The sequence below is a fragment of the Rhodococcus sp. ACPA4 genome, assembly GCF_002300185.1.
Lineage (GTDB): Bacteria > Actinomycetota > Actinomycetes > Mycobacteriales > Mycobacteriaceae > Rhodococcus_F > Rhodococcus_F globerula.
The window spans coordinates 3017887-3035791 of record NZ_NSDY01000001.1 but is presented as its reverse complement, the minus strand read 5'-3'; the positions used below and the strand labels follow the sequence as shown (position 1 = coordinate 3035791).

The 17905-nt window shown below is 59.0% G+C and carries 18 protein-coding genes; 14 read left to right on the top strand and 4 right to left on the bottom strand.

The annotated features are described in order from the left end of the window. Positions 1-12 precede the first annotated feature (12 nt). Together CJ178_RS13760 and CJ178_RS13755 are read left to right on the top strand one after the other, a co-directional pair. The gene (locus tag CJ178_RS13760) at positions 13-1491 is read left to right on the top strand and encodes an aldehyde dehydrogenase family protein (RefSeq protein WP_095886935.1); all 1479 of its coding nucleotides are present in this window, start codon (positions 13-15) and stop codon (positions 1489-1491) included. Between the two features lie 155 nt (positions 1492-1646). After that, positions 1647-2303 (top strand): TetR/AcrR family transcriptional regulator, encoded by a 657-nt coding sequence (locus CJ178_RS13755; protein ID WP_045066642.1) that lies wholly within the window; start codon positions 1647-1649, stop codon positions 2301-2303. Positions 2304-2329: 26 nt separating this feature from the next. On the opposite strand, the gene CJ178_RS13750 is transcribed toward CJ178_RS13755, so the two are convergent. Next, positions 2330-2962 (bottom strand): TetR family transcriptional regulator, encoded by a 633-nt coding sequence (locus tag CJ178_RS13750; RefSeq protein WP_045064387.1) that lies wholly within the window; start codon positions 2960-2962, stop codon positions 2330-2332. 164 nt (positions 2963-3126) lie between these two features. On the opposite strand from CJ178_RS13750, the gene CJ178_RS13745 reads away from it, so the two are divergent. From CJ178_RS13745 to CJ178_RS13700, 10 genes are all read left to right on the top strand, one after another. Next, complete coding sequence (locus CJ178_RS13745; RefSeq protein ID WP_033231796.1) at positions 3127-3369, top strand: ferredoxin; 243 nt, start codon at positions 3127-3129, stop codon at positions 3367-3369. Next, a complete protein-coding gene (locus CJ178_RS13740) occupies positions 3366-4652 on the top strand; it encodes a cytochrome P450 (protein WP_095886934.1) in 1287 nt (428 codons plus the stop codon). The genes CJ178_RS13745 and CJ178_RS13740 overlap by 4 nt, the downstream gene beginning before the upstream one ends. Positions 4653-4710: 58 nt before the next feature. Then, positions 4711-5550 (top strand): mycofactocin-coupled SDR family oxidoreductase, encoded by an 840-nt coding sequence (locus CJ178_RS13735; RefSeq protein ID WP_033231581.1) that lies wholly within the window; start codon positions 4711-4713, stop codon positions 5548-5550. Between the two features lie 378 nt (positions 5551-5928). Next, positions 5929-7320 (top strand): ABC transporter substrate-binding protein, encoded by a 1392-nt coding sequence (locus tag CJ178_RS13730; protein WP_033231580.1) that lies wholly within the window; start codon positions 5929-5931, stop codon positions 7318-7320. After that, positions 7320-9443, top strand: coding sequence for a branched-chain amino acid ABC transporter permease (locus tag CJ178_RS13725; RefSeq protein WP_033231579.1), 2124 nt, complete (start codon positions 7320-7322; stop codon positions 9441-9443). The genes CJ178_RS13730 and CJ178_RS13725 overlap by 1 nt, the downstream gene beginning before the upstream one ends. Then, positions 9421-10134, top strand: coding sequence for an ABC transporter ATP-binding protein (locus CJ178_RS13720; RefSeq protein ID WP_033231578.1), 714 nt, complete (start codon positions 9421-9423; stop codon positions 10132-10134). The genes CJ178_RS13725 and CJ178_RS13720 overlap by 23 nt, the downstream gene beginning before the upstream one ends. Continuing rightward, positions 10131-10838, top strand: a complete 708-nt coding sequence (locus tag CJ178_RS13715; RefSeq protein ID WP_033231577.1) for an ABC transporter ATP-binding protein — start codon at positions 10131-10133, stop codon at positions 10836-10838. The genes CJ178_RS13720 and CJ178_RS13715 overlap by 4 nt, the downstream gene beginning before the upstream one ends. Next, positions 10835-11188 carry a hypothetical protein gene (locus CJ178_RS13710; RefSeq protein WP_033231576.1) on the top strand — a complete coding sequence of 118 codons (354 nt, stop codon included), beginning with the start codon at positions 10835-10837 and terminating at the stop codon, positions 11186-11188. The genes CJ178_RS13715 and CJ178_RS13710 overlap by 4 nt, the downstream gene beginning before the upstream one ends. 69 nt (positions 11189-11257) lie before the next feature. Continuing rightward, positions 11258-11776, top strand: coding sequence for a hypothetical protein (locus CJ178_RS13705; RefSeq protein WP_033231575.1), 519 nt, complete (start codon positions 11258-11260; stop codon positions 11774-11776). 96 nt (positions 11777-11872) lie between these two features. Beyond that, a complete protein-coding gene (locus CJ178_RS13700) occupies positions 11873-13327 on the top strand; it encodes an aldehyde dehydrogenase family protein (protein WP_095886933.1) in 1455 nt (484 codons plus the stop codon). A gap of 86 nt (positions 13328-13413) precedes the next feature. Here the strand turns inward: CJ178_RS13700 and CJ178_RS13695 are convergent, their stop codons facing one another. Next, the gene (locus tag CJ178_RS13695; protein WP_033231573.1) at positions 13414-14112 is read right to left on the bottom strand and encodes a type 1 glutamine amidotransferase domain-containing protein; all 699 of its coding nucleotides are present in this window, start codon (positions 14110-14112) and stop codon (positions 13414-13416) included. 447 nt (positions 14113-14559) lie between these two features. Here CJ178_RS13695 and CJ178_RS13690 point away from each other — a divergent pair, with 447 nt between their 5' ends. Beyond that, positions 14560-14991 (top strand): hypothetical protein, encoded by a 432-nt coding sequence (locus tag CJ178_RS13690; protein WP_133637938.1) that lies wholly within the window; start codon positions 14560-14562, stop codon positions 14989-14991. Positions 14992-15224: 233 nt separating this feature from the next. Here CJ178_RS13690 and CJ178_RS13685 read toward each other — a convergent pair whose 3' ends face one another. Beyond that, the gene (locus CJ178_RS13685) at positions 15225-15611 is read right to left on the bottom strand and encodes a hypothetical protein (protein ID WP_143547517.1); all 387 of its coding nucleotides are present in this window, start codon (positions 15609-15611) and stop codon (positions 15225-15227) included. 525 nt (positions 15612-16136) lie between these two features. Beyond that, the gene (locus CJ178_RS13680) at positions 16137-16709 is read right to left on the bottom strand and encodes a hypothetical protein (RefSeq protein WP_095886931.1); all 573 of its coding nucleotides are present in this window, start codon (positions 16707-16709) and stop codon (positions 16137-16139) included. Positions 16710-17749: 1040 nt separating this feature from the next. Here CJ178_RS13680 and CJ178_RS33250 point away from each other — a divergent pair. Further along, positions 17750-17884 (top strand): hypothetical protein, encoded by a 135-nt coding sequence (locus tag CJ178_RS33250; RefSeq protein ID WP_257013136.1) that lies wholly within the window; start codon positions 17750-17752, stop codon positions 17882-17884. Positions 17885-17905: the final 21 nt, after the last annotated feature.

Below are 17905 nucleotides of genomic sequence, written 5' to 3'. Positions count from 1 at the left end.
CAAGGAAGTTCTATGACTGCAACATATGGTGCTGCAACCGTTTTCGATGAACTTCCCAGCGGACTTCTCATCGGCAGTGACTGGGTTTCGGGCTCCTCGGGTGGATCGTACGAGCACGTGTATCCGGCAAGCGGCCGACGGAACGCAACGATCGAGATCGCCGGCGAAGTCGAAATCGACCGTGCAGTGAAGTCTGCGTGGGAGGCTCATGGTGAGTGGATCGCGTACACGCCTGAGCGTCGTCGCGATCTTTTGTTCGACCTCGCCGACGCGGTGAAAGCTGACGTCGATCGTCTCGCGCGGCTCAACGTGCATGACTTCGGTGTTCCGATAATGATGAGTGCCGGGCACATCGGATTGGCTGAAAAGTTCATCCGGTACTACGCCGGATACGTCGACAAGGCCCACGGATCGAGTACCCCCGTGTCCAACAAGTTCGACGTCAACCTGATCGAACGCGAGCCCTACGGAGTAGTCGGCATCATCGCACCCTGGAATGGGCCGATGGTGGTCGTCGGACTCAACGTTGCTCCTGCCCTCGCCGCCGGAAACGCAGTCGTACTCAAACCTTCCGAACTCTCCCCATTCACATCACTGCGATTCGGCGAACTCTGTCTCGAGGTAGGTCTACCACCCGGACTGGTCAATGTGCTGCCATCCGGACCCGAAGGCGGTGCCGCGCTCGTCCGCCATCGCGGGATCAGCAAGATCCACTTCACAGGCGGAGGCGACACCGCAAAAAAGATCATCGCCGAAGCTGCTGCCAATCTCACCCCGGTGGCCACCGAACTGGGTGGCAAATCCGCCAACATCGTCTTCGCTGACGCCGATCTGGATGCGGCGGCAAAACTGTCGGCGTTTCAAGGTCCACTTGGACAGGCCGGTCAGAGCTGTGCGTGTGGTAGTCGAATCCTTGTGCAGGACTCCGTCTACGACGCGTTCATCGAGAAATTTCTCGCTGTGGTGCAGTCGGTGAAAATCGGAGAACCTTTCGATCCAAGCGTCGTAGTCGGGCCAGTGGTAAGTCAGGTGGCGGCGGATCGCATCCTCGAGACCATTGATCGGGCATCAACCGAGGAGATGGGTGAACTCATCGCCGGTGGCAAACGACTCGGTGGAGACCTGGCAGACGGCTTCTTCATAGAACCCACCGTCTTCACCGACGTCGACAATCACTCACCGTTGGCCCGGATCGAAACATTCGGCCCAGTCGTCTCGATAATGCGATTCACCGACGAAGCACAGGCCGTGGGCATCGCGAACGACACCGTTTTCGGACTCAACGCCTACATTCAAACCAACGACCTCACACGCGCACATCGAGTTGCGCGTCAGCTCGAAGCAGGCTCGGTCTGGGTCAATCGCAACAGCGATATCTCACCCCAAAGTCCTTACGGCGGTTATAAACAGAGTGGTACAGGTAGAGCAGGGGGACTCGAGGGCCTCCACGAGTTTCAGCAAGTGAAGAACATTCGTATCGGAATGTCATGATCGAGAATCGCCGTAGTTTCCCTTCGAGTACCTCTCCACATGCTCGGTGGTTTCGTCCTTCTGTGCCGCGCTTGTCGGGTGTGGGGACGCCACGTGCCGCATCCCGCCTTCAGGCGAGGCGTCGAAGCCTAAGTCTTTGGACTTAGGCTTCGATGATGGTTACATTAGGTGTGCCAAAATACGCCCCTGCAGCCGTAAACCTGTCGGCCAAACAGCAGCTGATTCTCACTGCTGAGCGACTCTATGCTCTGCATGGCTTCGATGGTGTGCCGCTGAGGCACATCGGAACTGCGGCAGGTATGGCCAACAAGTCCGCTGTGCAATACCACTTCGGAGGCAAAGAGGGCTTGATACAAGCCATCCTGGCGTACCGGGTCGAAGAACTGACACGGAGGCGAGCAATTCTCGGCGCGCGCTCTTCTGCAACGGACCTGAGAAGTGTCCTCGAAGCGCATCAGTTGCCTTTGATGGAACTCGCTGAGGACGAAGACTGCTACTACTTGCCGTTTCTCGAGCAACTCATTCGGGTGGTGCATCCTCTTGACGACCTACCTGAGGGGTCTCGAGACTCTGAACGTGTCTACTACGAGCGAGTTGGCGCTCTCCTTGGACACATTCCACAAGCGTTGCGCGAGATCAGAATTCACCAAGCCTCCGGAATGTGCTTGCACACAAGTGCCGACCGCCACCGTCAACGTTTGCTCGGCGCCCCCGTTGCGTCATATGCCGTATATGTCAGTCAACTCCTCGACACGCTCGTAGCCATGCTTACGACTCCACCCTCGACGGAAACGCTTGCAGCACTTGGATAACTCCACGATCGCGACCCGTCTCGCGTTCAGCGAGTCACAGAAGCGGGCGGCCGATCGGTCCCAGCTGTCTCGTTGTGCTGCGAGGCCTGATAGCCAGTGGTCAGCAAGAAGACGGTGCGATCAATTGTCGGCATGATGTCGCTGATCGCGATCTGGTTTTCGCGGCACCGACCTACGAGTCCGTAGACGACGGCCGAAAGTATCGACTGCAGTTCTGTGACGAATTCAGGGTCTACGTCGGACATGACTGATCTGCCGATGCGTATGACGGGGTCGAAGCTGTCCATGCCGAGATCACGGTCGCCGACGACGGTCCGTACTTGAAAGTACGCAAAGAGCATCGTCGGGTGCTTTTCCCAAGGTTCGAATATCGACCCCATCACCCGCATTATGGCCGGGTGCAGGGGCTCATTCGGGCCGCGCGTGTGATTGACGAGCCCGGAGTGATTCTCCATCATCCACCGTTCGATGGCAGCAGCGATCAATTCTTCTCGAGTGGCATACCGTTTGTAGATAGTCGACAGCGACGTGCGGGCACGACGCGCGACTTCGCGGAGTTGCACCGCGTCGTACCCTTCGTCCTCGAGGAAGTCGATGACGGTGTCGAGAAGTGGGTCTCGTGTGAGCTCCGGACCGCCCGCAAGATCTACGTTCTCCATTTTGTGAATTCCCTTGCCTTGTCTGGATAACCAGGTTATCGTAGCGCTTAGTAACTCAGTTACTTACCTCACATCCTACGGTGGCCGCACGGAAAATGTCCGCGCCGTCGGCAATCGGCGAGACCACCGCTGTTCGAGTTCGAATTCACAATGCGGAGCACCCAATGACTGGTTCCCCAAAGCGCGTACATATCGATCGCGGCATGTGCGAGGCGCACGCGCTGTGTGTCGAGATCGCGCCCGAGATCTTCGACCTCGTCGACGATGACGTCGCAAGCTGCAACGAGAATCCTCCGGAAGCGTTGTGGCCCAAAGCGCTGGCCGCGGTCAGTGCTTGCCCGCGCCAGGCCATCAGCATCGTGGACGAATTGCCTGCCACTTCACCCGAAAGGTCAGTGATCCGATGACCGATCTAGCATCAGTCGACTATTTCTCCGACGGAGAGATCGCACAAGATCCCTTCGAATACTTCGACTACCTTCGAGGGCAGAATCCGGTTTTTCGTGAGCCGCACTACGGCGTGGTGGCAGTCACCGGACATCAAGAGGTGATCGAGGGATTCAAGAACACCGACGCGCTGTCGGCCGTAAATGCGATCGGCGGGCCGTTTCCTCCGCTGCCGTTCGAACCCGAGGGTGACGACATCACCGCCCAGATCGAAGCGCACCGTCACCATTTCCCGATCTTCGAGCACATAGTTGTGATGGATCCACCTGAGCACACGCGAGCTCGATCGCTACTGGGACGGCTCCTTACCCCAAAGCGCCTGCAGGAGAACGAACAGTATCTGTGGGACTTGGCTGATTGTCAGCTCGACGAATTCATCGATAACGGGGACTGCGAGTTTCTGGGTGAGTACGCTAAACCTTTTGCTACGCTGGCAATTACGGACTTACTTGGTGTTCCGTCAGAAGATCGGGCGGAGTTTCGCCGGATGCTGGGCGCCGGGAAGCCACCCGGTAACCATGTTGGAGCGCTCAACCATGATCCTGTCGGGATCAACCCGCTGGAATACCTGGAGGAGCGCTTCAGCGGTTACGTGACCGAAAGGCGTCGCGAACCCCGCAACGACATTCTCAGCGGTCTGGCGTCGGCCAAGTATCCGGACGGATCAACACCTGAAATCCTGGAAATCGTCCGGCCTGCAACGTTCCTGTTCGCCGCCGGCCAGGAGACTGTGACGAAGCTACTCAGTTCGGCGTTACGAGTACTTGCCGAACGCCCTGAACTCCAGCAAACTCTGCGTGAGGATCGCAGTCTGATCCGCCCATTCATGGAGGAATCACTTCGTTTCGACAGTCCGACGAAGGTGGACTTCCGCCTCGCCCGCAAGTCCACCAGAATCGGCGATCTCGACATCCCCGCCGGAACTGTCGTCATGCTGGGTCTCGCCGCCGCCAACCGTGATCCGCGAAAGTTCGATAATCCGAATGAGTTTCGGCTCGATCGGAAGAACTCGCACGACCACATCGCGTTCGGTCGTGGGCTGCACACCTGCGCCGGTGCACCGCTCGCTCGAGTGGAGGCCTACGTCACCTTGAACCGTCTGCTCGACCGGATGAGCGACATCACCATCAGCGAACGCGCACATGGCCCGGCCGGCAACCGTCGATACGTATACGAGCCCACCTTCCTGCTGCGCGGGCTCATGGAACTCAACATCGAGTTCAACCCGATCCGAAAGCCGTAATTCGTCGTACAACAGCATCGGGCGATTGCTCGATGTCCCAACCGAGAGAGGCAATTTCATGGCAGGCAGAGTAGAGGGCAAGGTCGCGTTCGTTACCGGCGCGGCACGTGGTCAGGGACGCAGTCATGCGGTGCGACTGGCACAAGAAGGTGCGGACATCATTGCCATCGACATCTGCGGACCGATCAGACCGAACGCCCAGATAGCCCCGTCTGAGCCGGCCGATATGGCCGAAACCGCAGACCTGATCAAAGGACTCAACCGTCGCATCGTGACGGCGGAGGTCGACGTCCGCGATTTCGACGCCCTCAAAGCTGCGGTGGACAGCGGCGTCGAGCAATTGGGCCGGCTCGACATCATCGTCGCCAACGCCGGAATCGGAACCGGTGGCCCTACCCTCGACCAGACCAGTGAACTGGACTGGCAAGAGATGATGGACATCAATCTCTCCGGTGTGTGGAAGTCGGTGAAGGCCGGTATTCCGCACTTGATCGAGGGCGGTCGCGGCGGGTCGATCATTCTGACCAGTTCGATGGGAGGTCTGAAGGGATACGCCCACATGGGTCCGTACATCGCCGCGAAACACGGTGTGGTCGGGCTGATGCGTACGTTCGCAGTCGAACTGGGAGAGCACTTCATCCGGGTCAACTCCATTCATCCCACAAACGTGAATACACCGATGTTCATGAATGAGGGAACGATGAAGATGTTCCGTCCCGACCTCGAGAGCCCCGGACCGGAGGATCTGAAGGCCGCCGCGCAGTTCATGCATGTACTGCCGATCGGCTGGGTGGAGCCCGAGGACGTCAGCAATGCTGTGCTGTTCCTGTCCTCTGACGAATCCCGTTACGTCACAGGGCTTCCTCTCACCATCGATGCCGGTAGCAACCTCAAGTAGCAGTGACATTCCGCTTTACGTTTCGGTACCGGGTTGTGCACTCCACTCCGTGCGGGCCCGGTACCGACAGCGATGACAGAAAGCCACCTGGCACGTCGCGATTAACCGCGGCGTGTGCCGCCAAAGAGCGTCCACACCCACGGGCAACACTGTCGACCCGTATCACCTGAATTCGTCGCAGTATCAATGCTGCTCGGTCGGCCGGAATATATTGCCGCTTCCTGCGCTTCCTTGCCTTCCCGAGGAAGCCGGCTTCATCACCGGATCAATCCTCCCTCTCAGCAGCGGAACTCTCACTTACGCACGTGCCATGTCAAGGAATGCACGGTGATCTGTCGATTCCGTCAGTTGACCGCCTTGACCAAATGTAGGAGACCTGTGAAACCACAACGAACACTCGCTGCCTTCCTCGCCGTGGTGGCGGTAGCGGCAGCCGTCACCGGATGCAGTGGCCGAAGTTCGAGCGAGAGTCCGGCTGAGGGCGCCGACGATGGCGGAACGAGCGCTGCGGCCGCCTCCAGCGACTTCGGCGACCTTCGAGGCGTGTGTCAGCCTGGCGATGTCAAGGGCGCACCGGCCCAAGGCGTGACCGCGGAGGAAATTTCTGTCGGAGTCTTCTCCGACATGGGTTTCAACAAGAACACGGAATTTGCCGACGCGGCAGAGGTTTTCACGTCGTGGTGTAACGATGCCGGCGGCATCAACGGTCGCCGGATTGTGGCCAACATCCGCGATTCGAAGTTGATGGAAGTTCGTCAGAGAATGATCGAAGCCTGTCGTGACGACTTTGCTCTCGTCGGCGGCGGCGCAGCGTTGGATGCTCTCGGTGTCAAGGACCGGCTGACATGTATGTTGCCGAGTTTCCCCGCGCAGGCTGTCCAGTCACGGTCTGCCGGCGCAGACCTGGAGGTGAGTGCGTCACCGACCATGGTTCCCGGATACGACAATTACAACGGTTTTCGGACCTGGATCGCTGACGAGGCCTACCCGGACTCGAAAGCCGCCGTCGGGATCATCAACGGTGATTCGGCGGTTACCAAGGCAATTGGTGCCTTGACCGCAGAAACACTCGCAGCGACCGGTGCAACGCTCATCTACGACGAGCTCTATCCAGCTATGGGTGTCTCGGACTGGACTCCATACGCTCAGGCGATCAAGAGCAAGGGCGTCAAGGGTCTGATCTTCATGGGCGACTTCAATCAGTTGGCCAAGCTCGAAGAGGTCCTCACCAGCATGAACTACAAGCTCGACTGGATCGATGCCAACAACAATGCGTATAACGCCTCGTTCATCGAACTGTTGGGGAAGTCCGCGGACTTCCAGAACAATCTCGTATCTCTCAGCGGGGTAGCGCCATTGGAGAGTGACGAGCCAGCGGTGGCGGAGCTCAAGGCTATGTACCAGAAGTACGCCCCGGACGCGCAGATCACACTTCCGTCGATGCTCGCCATGTCGTCGTGGTTGCTGTTCGCGAAGTCGGCCGCCAGTTGCGGTGCCGATCTCACCCGCTCGTGCCTTTACAACGCAGCTGTCGCCGAAACTGCCTGGACCGGGGGAGGTTTGCATGTCGCTAACGATTTGGCGAATCCTATCCCGCCGCAGCCGTGCTTCAACGTCGAGCGAGCGACATCTGACGGATGGGAGGCAGCTGATTTCAATCCCGACAACGGTCTCTACCGTTGCGATATCCCCGCTCGTAAATTGACGGCTGACTTCGGGACGCCGATGACCCTGGCCGAAGTCGGTAAAAGCATCGGCGATTTCGAATAATGGAACAGTTCATCTCCTTTGGGATCGTCGGGCTGAGCACTGCGGCGATCTATGCGATCATCGGCAGCGGATTGGTGGTTACCTACACGACCACCGGCGTGTTCAACTTCGCACACGGCGCGACGGGCATGATGGCGGCTTTCTCCTATTGGCAACTCAGCGTCGGTTGGGGTTGGCCGGTGTGGCTGTCGGTAGCGACCGTACTTCTGGTTCTGGCACCAGCTTTCGGGCTCCTAGTCGAACTGTTGGTGCGGCCGGTCCAAGCCCTTGGTGAGGCCGAGAAGCTGGTGATGACGATCGCCTTGCTGAGCGGTCTGATTGCGCTCGCGAGATGGATCTGGAGTCCGAACAAGGCACGCACGCTTCCCAAGTTCTTTGCCGAGCAAGACTCTTTTCAGATCGGTGCTGCGACGGTCAGTTGGCACCAGGCAATCACCATGCTGGTAGCGGTCGTCGTCGCGGCGGGGTTGCGAATCCTGATGCTGCGCACTCGAACCGGAACCGAAATGCGAGCGACTGTCGATGACCGTGCCTTGGTGGGTCTCACCGGGGCAGACCCGGTTCGCGCCAACCGGGTTGCCTGGATTCTGGGGACGGTATTGGCGGCAATCGGCGGCATTCTCATCGCTCCGATGGTCGCCCTCGATGCGACCCAACTGTCACTCGTGATTGTCAGTGCTTATGCCGCAGCGATATTCGGACGGTTGAAGAGCTTGCCGATGACTTTTGTCGGCGCGATCGTCGTCGGGTGCATGGAAAGCTACCTCACCGGTTACCTACCGCAGAGTCCCTACCTTCCCGGGCTGCGACTCGCTGCGCCGGCAATTCTGTTGCTGCTCGCGCTGTTGCTGTTTCCGCACGGGCGACTTCGGAGACGCGACCGTCACCTCAGTCAAGTTCCGCTACCGACAGTTCGCGGCACAATCGCCTTCGCAGGAGTTATCGTCGCGTTCGGACTCATTCTGGCCACCGTACTGGGGGAGGGTGATCTGATCACCTACGGACAGATATTCGCATTCGGCGTCATCGCGTTGTCCTTCGTTCCGTTAGTCGGTTACGCCGGTCAGATCTCGCTCGCACAGCTCACGATGGCGGGGGTCGGGGCGATCGTCTGTGCACGCTTGGGCGGAAATGGGCAATGGTGGGCACTTTTGGCGGTGATGGTCATCGCGGGCATTGTCGGTGCGGTGATCGCAGTGCCCGCGCTGCGACTCTCAGGGGTGTACCTGGCGCTCGGGACGGCGGCAATCGCGGCCATCTTCGACCGATGGATCTTCACGTTGCCGTCTTTCGAGGTGTTCGGCACGGAGATCACACTGTTTGATCAGGGTTCAGTGGAATTGGTAGGCCCGCGACTGTTCGGATTCGCGATCGACACCCCGGCAGAACTGACGGTGTTCTCAGCAGTGTGTCTGGCGCTCGTCACACTGGGCGTGGCAATGCTCCGGCGAGGGCGCCTCGGCCGACGATTGATTGCACTGCGCGACAGCGAGGCAGCGTTTGCGACATTGGGAGGCAGCTTGCTGCTGACGAAAATGCTGGTCTTTGCGCTGTCCGCCGGCATTGCCGGTCTCGGTGGGGCGCTGTACGGAATGCAACTGATGTCGATCTCGGCGGAGCAGTTCAGTTTTGTTGCCGGACTGGGTATTTTCCTGATCGCCGTAGTCGGTGGACTCGGTGTGGTCGGAAACGGACTCTTCACCGGAACGATGATTGCCGGTCCTCTCAATGCAATTGTGGCGTTGTGGCCGGCGGCCGCCAACCTCGTGCAGACGCTGCCCGCTGCTGCCGGCTTGGCATACAGTTCCGGCGCTGTCGACGATGGACTCGTACCCAGTCTGCGTCGGCGTTGGGAGCCCGCACTTCGGTACCCCGTCGTGATGGCTGCCTTGCTCGGTTGGATTGGGGCGCTGTGGATTCTGCGACTCGTCGATGTCGTGAACGGGTACGTGCTGATCATCGGGGCGGTGGCCGGAATTCTCGCAGCCCGAAGTTGGGGTGTATCGAGGCAACGGGAGGCTCCGGCGCAGCGGGAGATTCCGGTGGAGTGGTGGGGCCTGGAGCGCCCCTGGACTACGGAAGACGAGGAGGTGCTCGATCGTGCCATCGCAGCTCGAAGTTAAGGACATCACGGTCACATTCGGCGGCCACCATGCACTCACCGACGTTTCACTGACCGCCGAACAAGGCAACATCACCGGCCTCATCGGACCCAACGGTGCCGGAAAGAGCACCCTGTTCGACGTCATATCCGGACTCCGTAAGCCAGCCACGGGAAGTGTGTTCCTGGGTGGCTGCGACGTGACCCGAGCCGGACCGTCTCGGCGCGCCAAACACGGCCTGGCACGGACGTTCCAACGCCTCGAACTCTTCGGTCGCCTCAGCGTCAGAGACAACCTCCTCGTTGCCGCCGAAATTGGGCCGCAACGACGCAACGCGACAGCCGTTGTCGACGACATCATCGATCGACTGGGATTGGCTGCGGTGGCCGCCGTCACCGCCGACTCGCTGTCGACCGGCATGGGACGACTCGTCGAGGTGGCGAGGGCAATGGCAGTGCACCCGTCCGTCATTCTTCTCGACGAACCGGCTGCCGGGCAGGACCCCGAAGAGACACAACGGTTCTCGGTGCTGCTGCGATCACTGGCGGATCAGGGAACAGCGGTTTTGTTGGTCGAACACGACATGGAATTGGTGATGAGCGTGTGCGATCAGGTGTATGTGCTCGATCTCGGGAAGATCATCTCGGTCGGCCCACCCGAGATGATCCGGCGCGATGACGCGGTTCTGGCAGCGTATCTGGGGGAATCATGAGTCCCGTTCTCGAACTACGCGGCGTCCGCGCGGGTTACGACGATATCGCTGTCCTGCACGGCATCGATCTTGCAGTCGAACCAGGGCAAGTAGTGGCTTTGCTCGGTCCGAACGGTGCAGGCAAGACCACCACGCTGCGCATCATCTCCGGTGTCCATACGATCACCTCAGGACAGCTCCTGTTCTGTGACAGAGACATGACCGGAGTATCACCGCGGGAATTGGCGCGCGCGGGTGTATGTCTCATCCCCGAGGGGCGCGGCGTATTCCCCAATCTGTCCGTCCGGGACAATCTGTCGATGATGACCTTCACCGGTCGGTCTCGTGACGAGATCGAAGAGGTCGCATTCACTCGTTTTCCCATCCTCGCGGAACGAGCTTCACAAATTGCCGGAACGCTGTCCGGTGGCGAGCAGCAGATGCTCGCTCTCTCTCGCGGCTTGGCCACCGAACCAGCTGTGCTTCTGCTCGACGAATTGTCCATGGGACTAGCGCCTTTGATCGTCGGCCAACTCTACGAGGAGGTCGCCGAGATAGCGAGGCAAGGTGTCGCCGTGATACTCGTCGAACAGTTCGCGAACGCCGTACTCGAATTCGCTGACCATGCTGCAGTTCTCGTTCGAGGTCGGATCGAAAAGCAGGGCCACCCGGACGACGGACTGCGCACCGAACTTGCCACCCTCTACCTAGGGAGTTCTACATGACCACGACTGAAACACGCGCAGAGCGCTTTTCCCGCGAGCTTGCCGATTTGAAGATTCCCGACCCGTCCGCGGGCCGGTCCAGTCTCTGGCTGCGACTCGGAATCGCGCTGATGGTGCTGGGTCCGGCGTTGGGAGTGGGGGCTTATCTTCTGTCACACAACACATCTGATCCGCTTGTTCAACGCGACGCCATCATTGTCGCTGTGATCGGAATAGTCGTAGGAATCAACGGAGCTGCTATCTTCCTGCGCTATTCACTGACCAATTTCCTGAGATTCTGGATGGCTCGCCAATCTTACGACTTGGCACTTGCAACGAGACTTCCCTCCCTCGACGGAGAACAGTCGTGACCTTCTGACACGCCAGGAGTTCGAAACATGTGGTGGCGGAACCGTTCCGTCCACCGGAAAGGATTCACCATGCGTAAATCTGTAATCGGTCGAGCCCTGATCGTCGGCGCCTTCATCGTCACTACATTCGCGACGGGCTGTAGCAGCTCCGATGACAGTTCGAGCGAGACCACCTCATCAACCAAGGCGACAAGTTCTTCGGCGCCGGCAGCAGCGACAACCAGCGCTGTGGCGTCCGCTGCGGCGACCAAAGAAATCACGGACGCGTACATCACCTTCTTCAATGGAACTACCGCCCCTGCCGCGCGTGCCGCCCTGCTCGAGAACGGCGATGTATTTCTCCCAACGCTCGAAGCGATGGCCGCTGATCCGCAGTCGATGGCAACTACTGCCACCGTAGAAGGCGTCACCGCAGCCGGCGCCGACAACGCCTCTGTCAAATGGACACTCGTGATGGGCGGTACTCCCGTACTTCCCGACCAGTCCGGTGAGGCAGTACAGGAAGCTGGTACCTGGAAGGTCTCCGCAACGACGTACTGCACCTTGATGGCTATCCAGGGGAGTGGGGCCACCGTTCCCGGCTGCTAGTGCCAACAGCCCGAATCTTCACCCAGGCGCGCTATTCGATCACCCAATCGGCCAGCGATATCGACTCAAGTTTCGAACTACCCGAAAGCAGTCAGAATGACACTCCAATCGATCATGGACGAGGTACGCAATCTCCCGGGCACCGGTGAAGTCATTGCGGTCATCGACCCGGCGACCGAAGAACAGATCACCGAGTTCACCGATGGCGGGGCAAAGGCGGTCGAGGAAGCCGTTTCTCGTGCGCGCGAATCCTTCGAGGCCGGTGTGTGGCACGGTCTCCCCGGCAGTGAAAGGGCTAAAATCCTTTGGCGCGCTGCCGATTTGATCGACGAACACGCAACTGAGATCGCCCAGCTCGATTCGATCAACACCGGGATGCCATTCGTTCAGGCGCATTCCATCGTCGGGACCAGTGCCGAATTCTTCCGGTACTACGGCGGCTGGTGCACGAAGGTCAATGGCATCGCCCATGACGTGCACATGACCGGCGGGATCACTGGTGCTCATTCGAATATGCACGGATACACGCTCAAGGAACCCGTGGGTGTCGTCGGGCTGATCTTCCCGTGGAACGGCCCGATCTTCAACGCGTGCGCCAAACTTGCTCCAGCCCTTGCCGCAGGGTGCAGCGTCATCGTCAAGCCTGCCGAAGAAACACCGCTGTCGGCACTGCTACTGGTTAAGTTATTGGCTCAGGCCGGCGTGCCCGATGGTGTCGTCAACCTCGTCAACGGCTACGGCCACACTGCAGGCGCGGCACTGAGCGAGCATCCCGATGTAGACAAAATCGCTTTCACGGGATCCACCGAAGTCGGCAAGAAGATCGTGCAAGTAGCCAGTGGCAACCTCAAGAAGGTCATGCTCGAGCTCGGCGGCAAGTCACCCGTACTGATCTATGACGACGCCGATCTGAACACGGCCATCCTGAGTGCCGCGATGGGTATCTTCGTGCACTCCGGTCAGGGCTGCATCAGCGGCTCACGCATCTTCGTTCAGCGCGGTGTCTACGATCAGGTCGTGGAGGGCATTGCGGCGATTGCCAATTCGCTGAAGCTGGGCGGGCCTAAGGATGAGGGCGTCCACATCGGTCCGCTCATCAGTCAAAAGCAGCTCACTCGAGTCATGGGCTTCGTCGAAGAGGGAAAGCGCGACGGTGTCGAGGTAGTGGCAGGCGGATCCCGGATCGACCGGCCGGGTTATTTCGTGCATCCCACCGTCCTCACCGATGTCAGGCCCGACATGCGGCTCTATCAGCAGGAAATTTTCGGACCCGTCGTTCCGATCATGCCGTTCGACGACGATGACCAAGTGGTTGCCATGGCAAACGACACCACATACGGGCTCGCTGCCACGGCGTGGACCTCGGACGTCGGACGTGCTCACCGCCTCGCGAAGCGACTGGACGCCGGAACTGTCACCCTGAACTGCCAGATGGTCTTCGACCACGCTATGCCGTTCGGCGGATACAAGCAGTCCGGATGGGGCTACGAGCACGGCAGAGAGGGCATCGAGGGATATATGAAGACGAAGTCGGTTTACACCCAGATCTAGATCAATTTGCGTGCGATGGAAAAGCGCTCTCGCACATGACGATTCCCTAAGCGGGGCATGCATGGCTCCCCGCTTAGGGATTTCGCTCAGCTCAAGTCCGCGATGATTCGCTCTGCGAGGGGCTTGGACGACGCGGGATTTTGTCCGGTGTACAACTTTCGGTCCACTACAACGTAAGGGGACCACGCCTCGGCATTCGAGAACTTGCCGCCCTGCTCGCGTAGCTTCGTTTCGAGCAGCCACGGAGCCTTGTCCGCCAAACCTGCCTGGGTCTCCTCCTCGTTGGTGAAGGAGGTGAGGTTGTAGCCGTCGAACAGCCAGCTTCCATCGGATCTGCGTGCGGGAAGCAACGCTGCCGGTGCGTGACAGACTGCTGAGACAACCTTGCCTGCGTCCAAGAATTTCACCAGAAGCTCGCCGAAGGCTGTGGACACTGCGAGATCCTCCATCGGCCCGTGCCCGCCCGGAACAAAGACCACGTCGAAGGTGTCGGCGTCGATATCTTCGAGAATGTGGGGCGAGTTCAGCGCCGGCTGCAGATCGGCAATGTACTTGCGCATACGGTCGGCGCCCTCCTGACCTCCATTGACCTCGGGGGCAAGGCTTCCTTCATCCACAACCGGGACCTTGCCGCCGGGTGTTGCAATCACGATGTCGTACCCGGCATCGACGAACGCCTTATGAGATTCGACCAGCTCCTCGGCCCAGTATCCGGTGGGGTGGGCGGTCCCGTCGTTGAGCGTCCAGTGATCTGCAGAGGTGACGGCAAACAGCAACTTGGTCATTGCACAACCTTTCGTTGGAGACAGGACCCGAAGACAGGCCCAATCGGCAAAACAGCGTCAGTCAATGCAACACACTGGTCCGGAGAGAATTCCGCATCGGCCGTCTTCGGTGAGATGTGTCATGTCTACTCCGCAGTTGCGGAGCAGCTTTGTGCGCAGAGAATCCTTAATGTGTTTCTGCTGCAATATGTTTGATCGGCGAGCGATTCCACGATGTCCGAATGTTACAGTCGGGTCTCAATTTTAACCGGCGGAAAGTGCGTATACCTGCGCAAACCTCGATGTAAACCCTGCTAGGCATCGAAACTTCGGTTCACAGCGGCCGGCATTCGTGATTGCATGGGTCGTGATCCAAGGAACGCAATAGAGGTACACAGCAATAGAGGTACACCGGTGCCTCGACAAATGCGCAAGTGCAAGGAAACGAAGAGAGCGAACGCGATCGAAATGACCACGCCGCAAAAAAGTATCGACCCCGACCTCGAAGTCGATTGGGTATGGGAAGACGGGCAACTACGAGGCGTGGCGGCCGGCGGCGCCGTGAGGCTGACTGCGAATCTCCAACGTGCCCAATGGTCATGGGGTTCGTACACACTCTTTGCCGAGCAATTGGGAGACCAAGTGTGGCTCACATTCGACAAGGTTGTCGATGAAATCGGACGCCTCGGTATCGCGGACACGACTGCTGTCGAGGTATTCGCCCCGTGGATGGGGCAAGCCGCGACACCACTTCGGGCACTCAATTCTCCGTTGACGAAGGAAAAGCTGTCAGCCCTGCCGGCTGAAGCTGAAGTTCCGGATTTTGCCTACGCCGTTGTTGCAGAAGCTGTTCGGATTTTCGAGAATCCCCAAAACCCAAATCTCACTGCAAGGTTCTGAGCGGAAACTCGTGGGTAGTGGCGGCCCACTGCGTCTGACTCAAAGCGGTGCTCGATCGTCTTATGGCGCTCACGGGTGTGAGACCTGTTGCTGTATAACGCTTGCTGAACTCAGTCGCGGAAGTAGACGCGAAATGCATTGCGCACAAGACGGATTCTCCGCGAAGGGGTGAAGCGCCGGAACCTGGTCGTCGTGTTGATTCGTGCGCGTAGACCGACTCGTACGCGTGGTACCTATTCAAAGGATGAAAAGTACTCGCGAAGTGCGTCGTGCGACTCGGCCAGTACCGTCTCGTCGCCGGACGGGTTGGTCCGGAAGGCGTACTGAGCAAGTCGCTCGATAATTTCGACGGCAATGGCGCACTGCAGGTGTGACAAGCGGTTGAAGCGTGGCGCGTGAGTTTCGAACTGCTCGAAGACGAGAACAGCTATCTCGTCGCACCAGATCTGGTCGAGACTACGGATGCTCGCATTCAGATGTTGCCCGACCCACAGTTCGCGAATCAGTGGAATTGTGTACTGCTGTCTGTAGTGACCGACCAGGATGTCGACAATCTCGGTCCACGTCGCTCGCGAACGATTGGTGAACTGACGGGTGATCAGCCCGTACGAGTCGATCATGCATCTCCGTGCGAGTTCGTCCAGAACCCGCTCAGGAGAGTCGAAGAACGCGTACAAAGACCCGCGGCTGACTCCTGATCGTTCCAGCAGGATCGTCGGGGAACTCGGATAAAGCACTAGTGCCCTGTTCGAGGACGATCTCGCTGGCAGTATCGAGTAGGTGTTCGACAGCGAGTCTGGATCGTTCTTGCAACGGTTGCTTGCGTAGAACACTGGGTAGGTTTGGGCGTCCCGTACTCACCGGATCCCTCGAGAGTTCGCCCTATTCACAGGCATGAGTATAGGACGCGGCGCCCTCCCGTCCGGGGTGCCTGTCTACCTCAGGGGCATGTGCGACGGATTGTTTCCGCTTGTCGCCAACGCCCGGGAAACGGGCCGAACCCGCGTCGGGCAAGCCTGATTTTTGCCTTCGCTGCCGACTAGACTGAAGTTCGCTGTCCGAGAATCTGCGGGCTACGGCGACAACCATATGAGGATGGGCTGGAAAGACTTGCGGCCGTGAACAAATACCTCCGGATAGGATCTTTAGTTGCGTTGTCGGTTTAACCAGATGCCACGCAGGAGCATGAGCACGCTTAGGCAAGCGCCCCATCCAAGCGCGGACAGCGCCACGCCTACGCCTGCTTGGCCGGTGGCATCAGTACTGGCTGCAACGCTGAATGCAGTCGTGAATCCTGCTGTCGTACCTACAGCGGCGGCGAAACCACCTGCCGTGGTCCAACGCGAGAAATGTGCAGCGACGAAACATGCCAGAATCACAGTTATTCCGCAGGCGACCACCTGCCAAGTGGGGAACTGGGTCGGTGCCGGCAGGCCGGGCCGACGGAACTCGCCCCGATAGTCGACGGACCAGCTCAGCCAGCCCACACAGGACAGAAGTCCCAGCAAGAACGCGACCAGGCCGGTAGTCCACAGCCCCAGCGGACCCCCGCCGGCTGGCTGCGTAGCTGCGGATCGGTTCGACGATTGCTCGGGTCTAGTTCGCTCTGATCGCCAGATTGACGAGATGATGCCTGCACTGATCATCGTGGGCACTCCGACGAAGATGAGCACCATCCAAAGAAACTGCGGTAGAGCAAATTCGGAATCGACGCTCATTATAGGAGTATGCACCTGGCATGGTTATTGTCGTGGGAACGTGACCCCGATGCGTACGTGAAGTTCTCTTGATGCGTTAGTCGATCTGCATGACAATCGTGCGAGCGCGTCCTGCGACATTCAGCGGGTTCATGCCGACGACGCTACCCAGTGCCCGCCCCGGCCTGTTACTGCCTGGATCTCTCTGTGTTGGGCGGAGTCTGCAGAACTCTAGGCTTTGGTTTGTGGCCGCGCACGAAGGGGCCCGTTGTGTGCAACGGTACCGATCAGTGCGGGAACCACAATGGCTGATACCGCGAGGACTGCACAGAGAAGCGATCCAAGTAGGGGCCGATCGAACCAAAGTTCTTGTGCCAGTATCAATGCACCTAGTATCGAAACACCGGCACCGACGCCTCGAAGAGCGGATACACGCATAGGCGGCCTGATCGGGTATTGCCCCGTGACAATCGGCAGTCGACGCCCGGCATTGATCGTCGACAACCGCACTGCGTACAGCCAGTTCAAACCTGTTGCAACGATCAGTAAGATCACACCAAGCACTATCATCTCTGGACCATACCGAATGGCTCGCTGGGGCAGCCGACTTCACCTGATCTGCGATTGTTCCGACTCTGGGCTGTCCGCCCGTCTTGGTCTATGGAGGCGGGCAATAACATGGTTCGATGCGACATGGCCGGAATGCCAGCGTGTCCACGCTAAAGCGTCGTCCATGACGGAGACCGGTACAACTGACCGATGGGAATATTTCACTCGCAGCGACTCCGCCCGGTACTGCTGGCGCTCATCGCTGTTGTGGTAGTCGTCTTCGGACTTCTATGGTGGACAAAGGCGATCACCTTCACGAAGACCGCGTTCGTAGAGTTCAGTGTTCCTCCTCCGTCTGCGCATGTAGTCGATACGTATCAATCCAGATACATTGCCTACGAGAGCTTCGACTCTTCGGAACTGGTTGGGATGATGAGTAATCGGCTCGCGGCCGCACAGTATCCGACTACTCGAGAGCATTGACCGTGACTCGGGCACCTGATCGCTCTGGAATGACCTTGACAGCTCGCGGGCGAACACCCGATGCCGCAGAATTGCTGTTGATTGACGCTACCGACACACTCAATGGGATTCTCCGCCAACTCGCTGTTCGAGTGCCCACACTCACGGTCGATCCCGACAACTGAATTGAGCAGCGAGACGGTTTT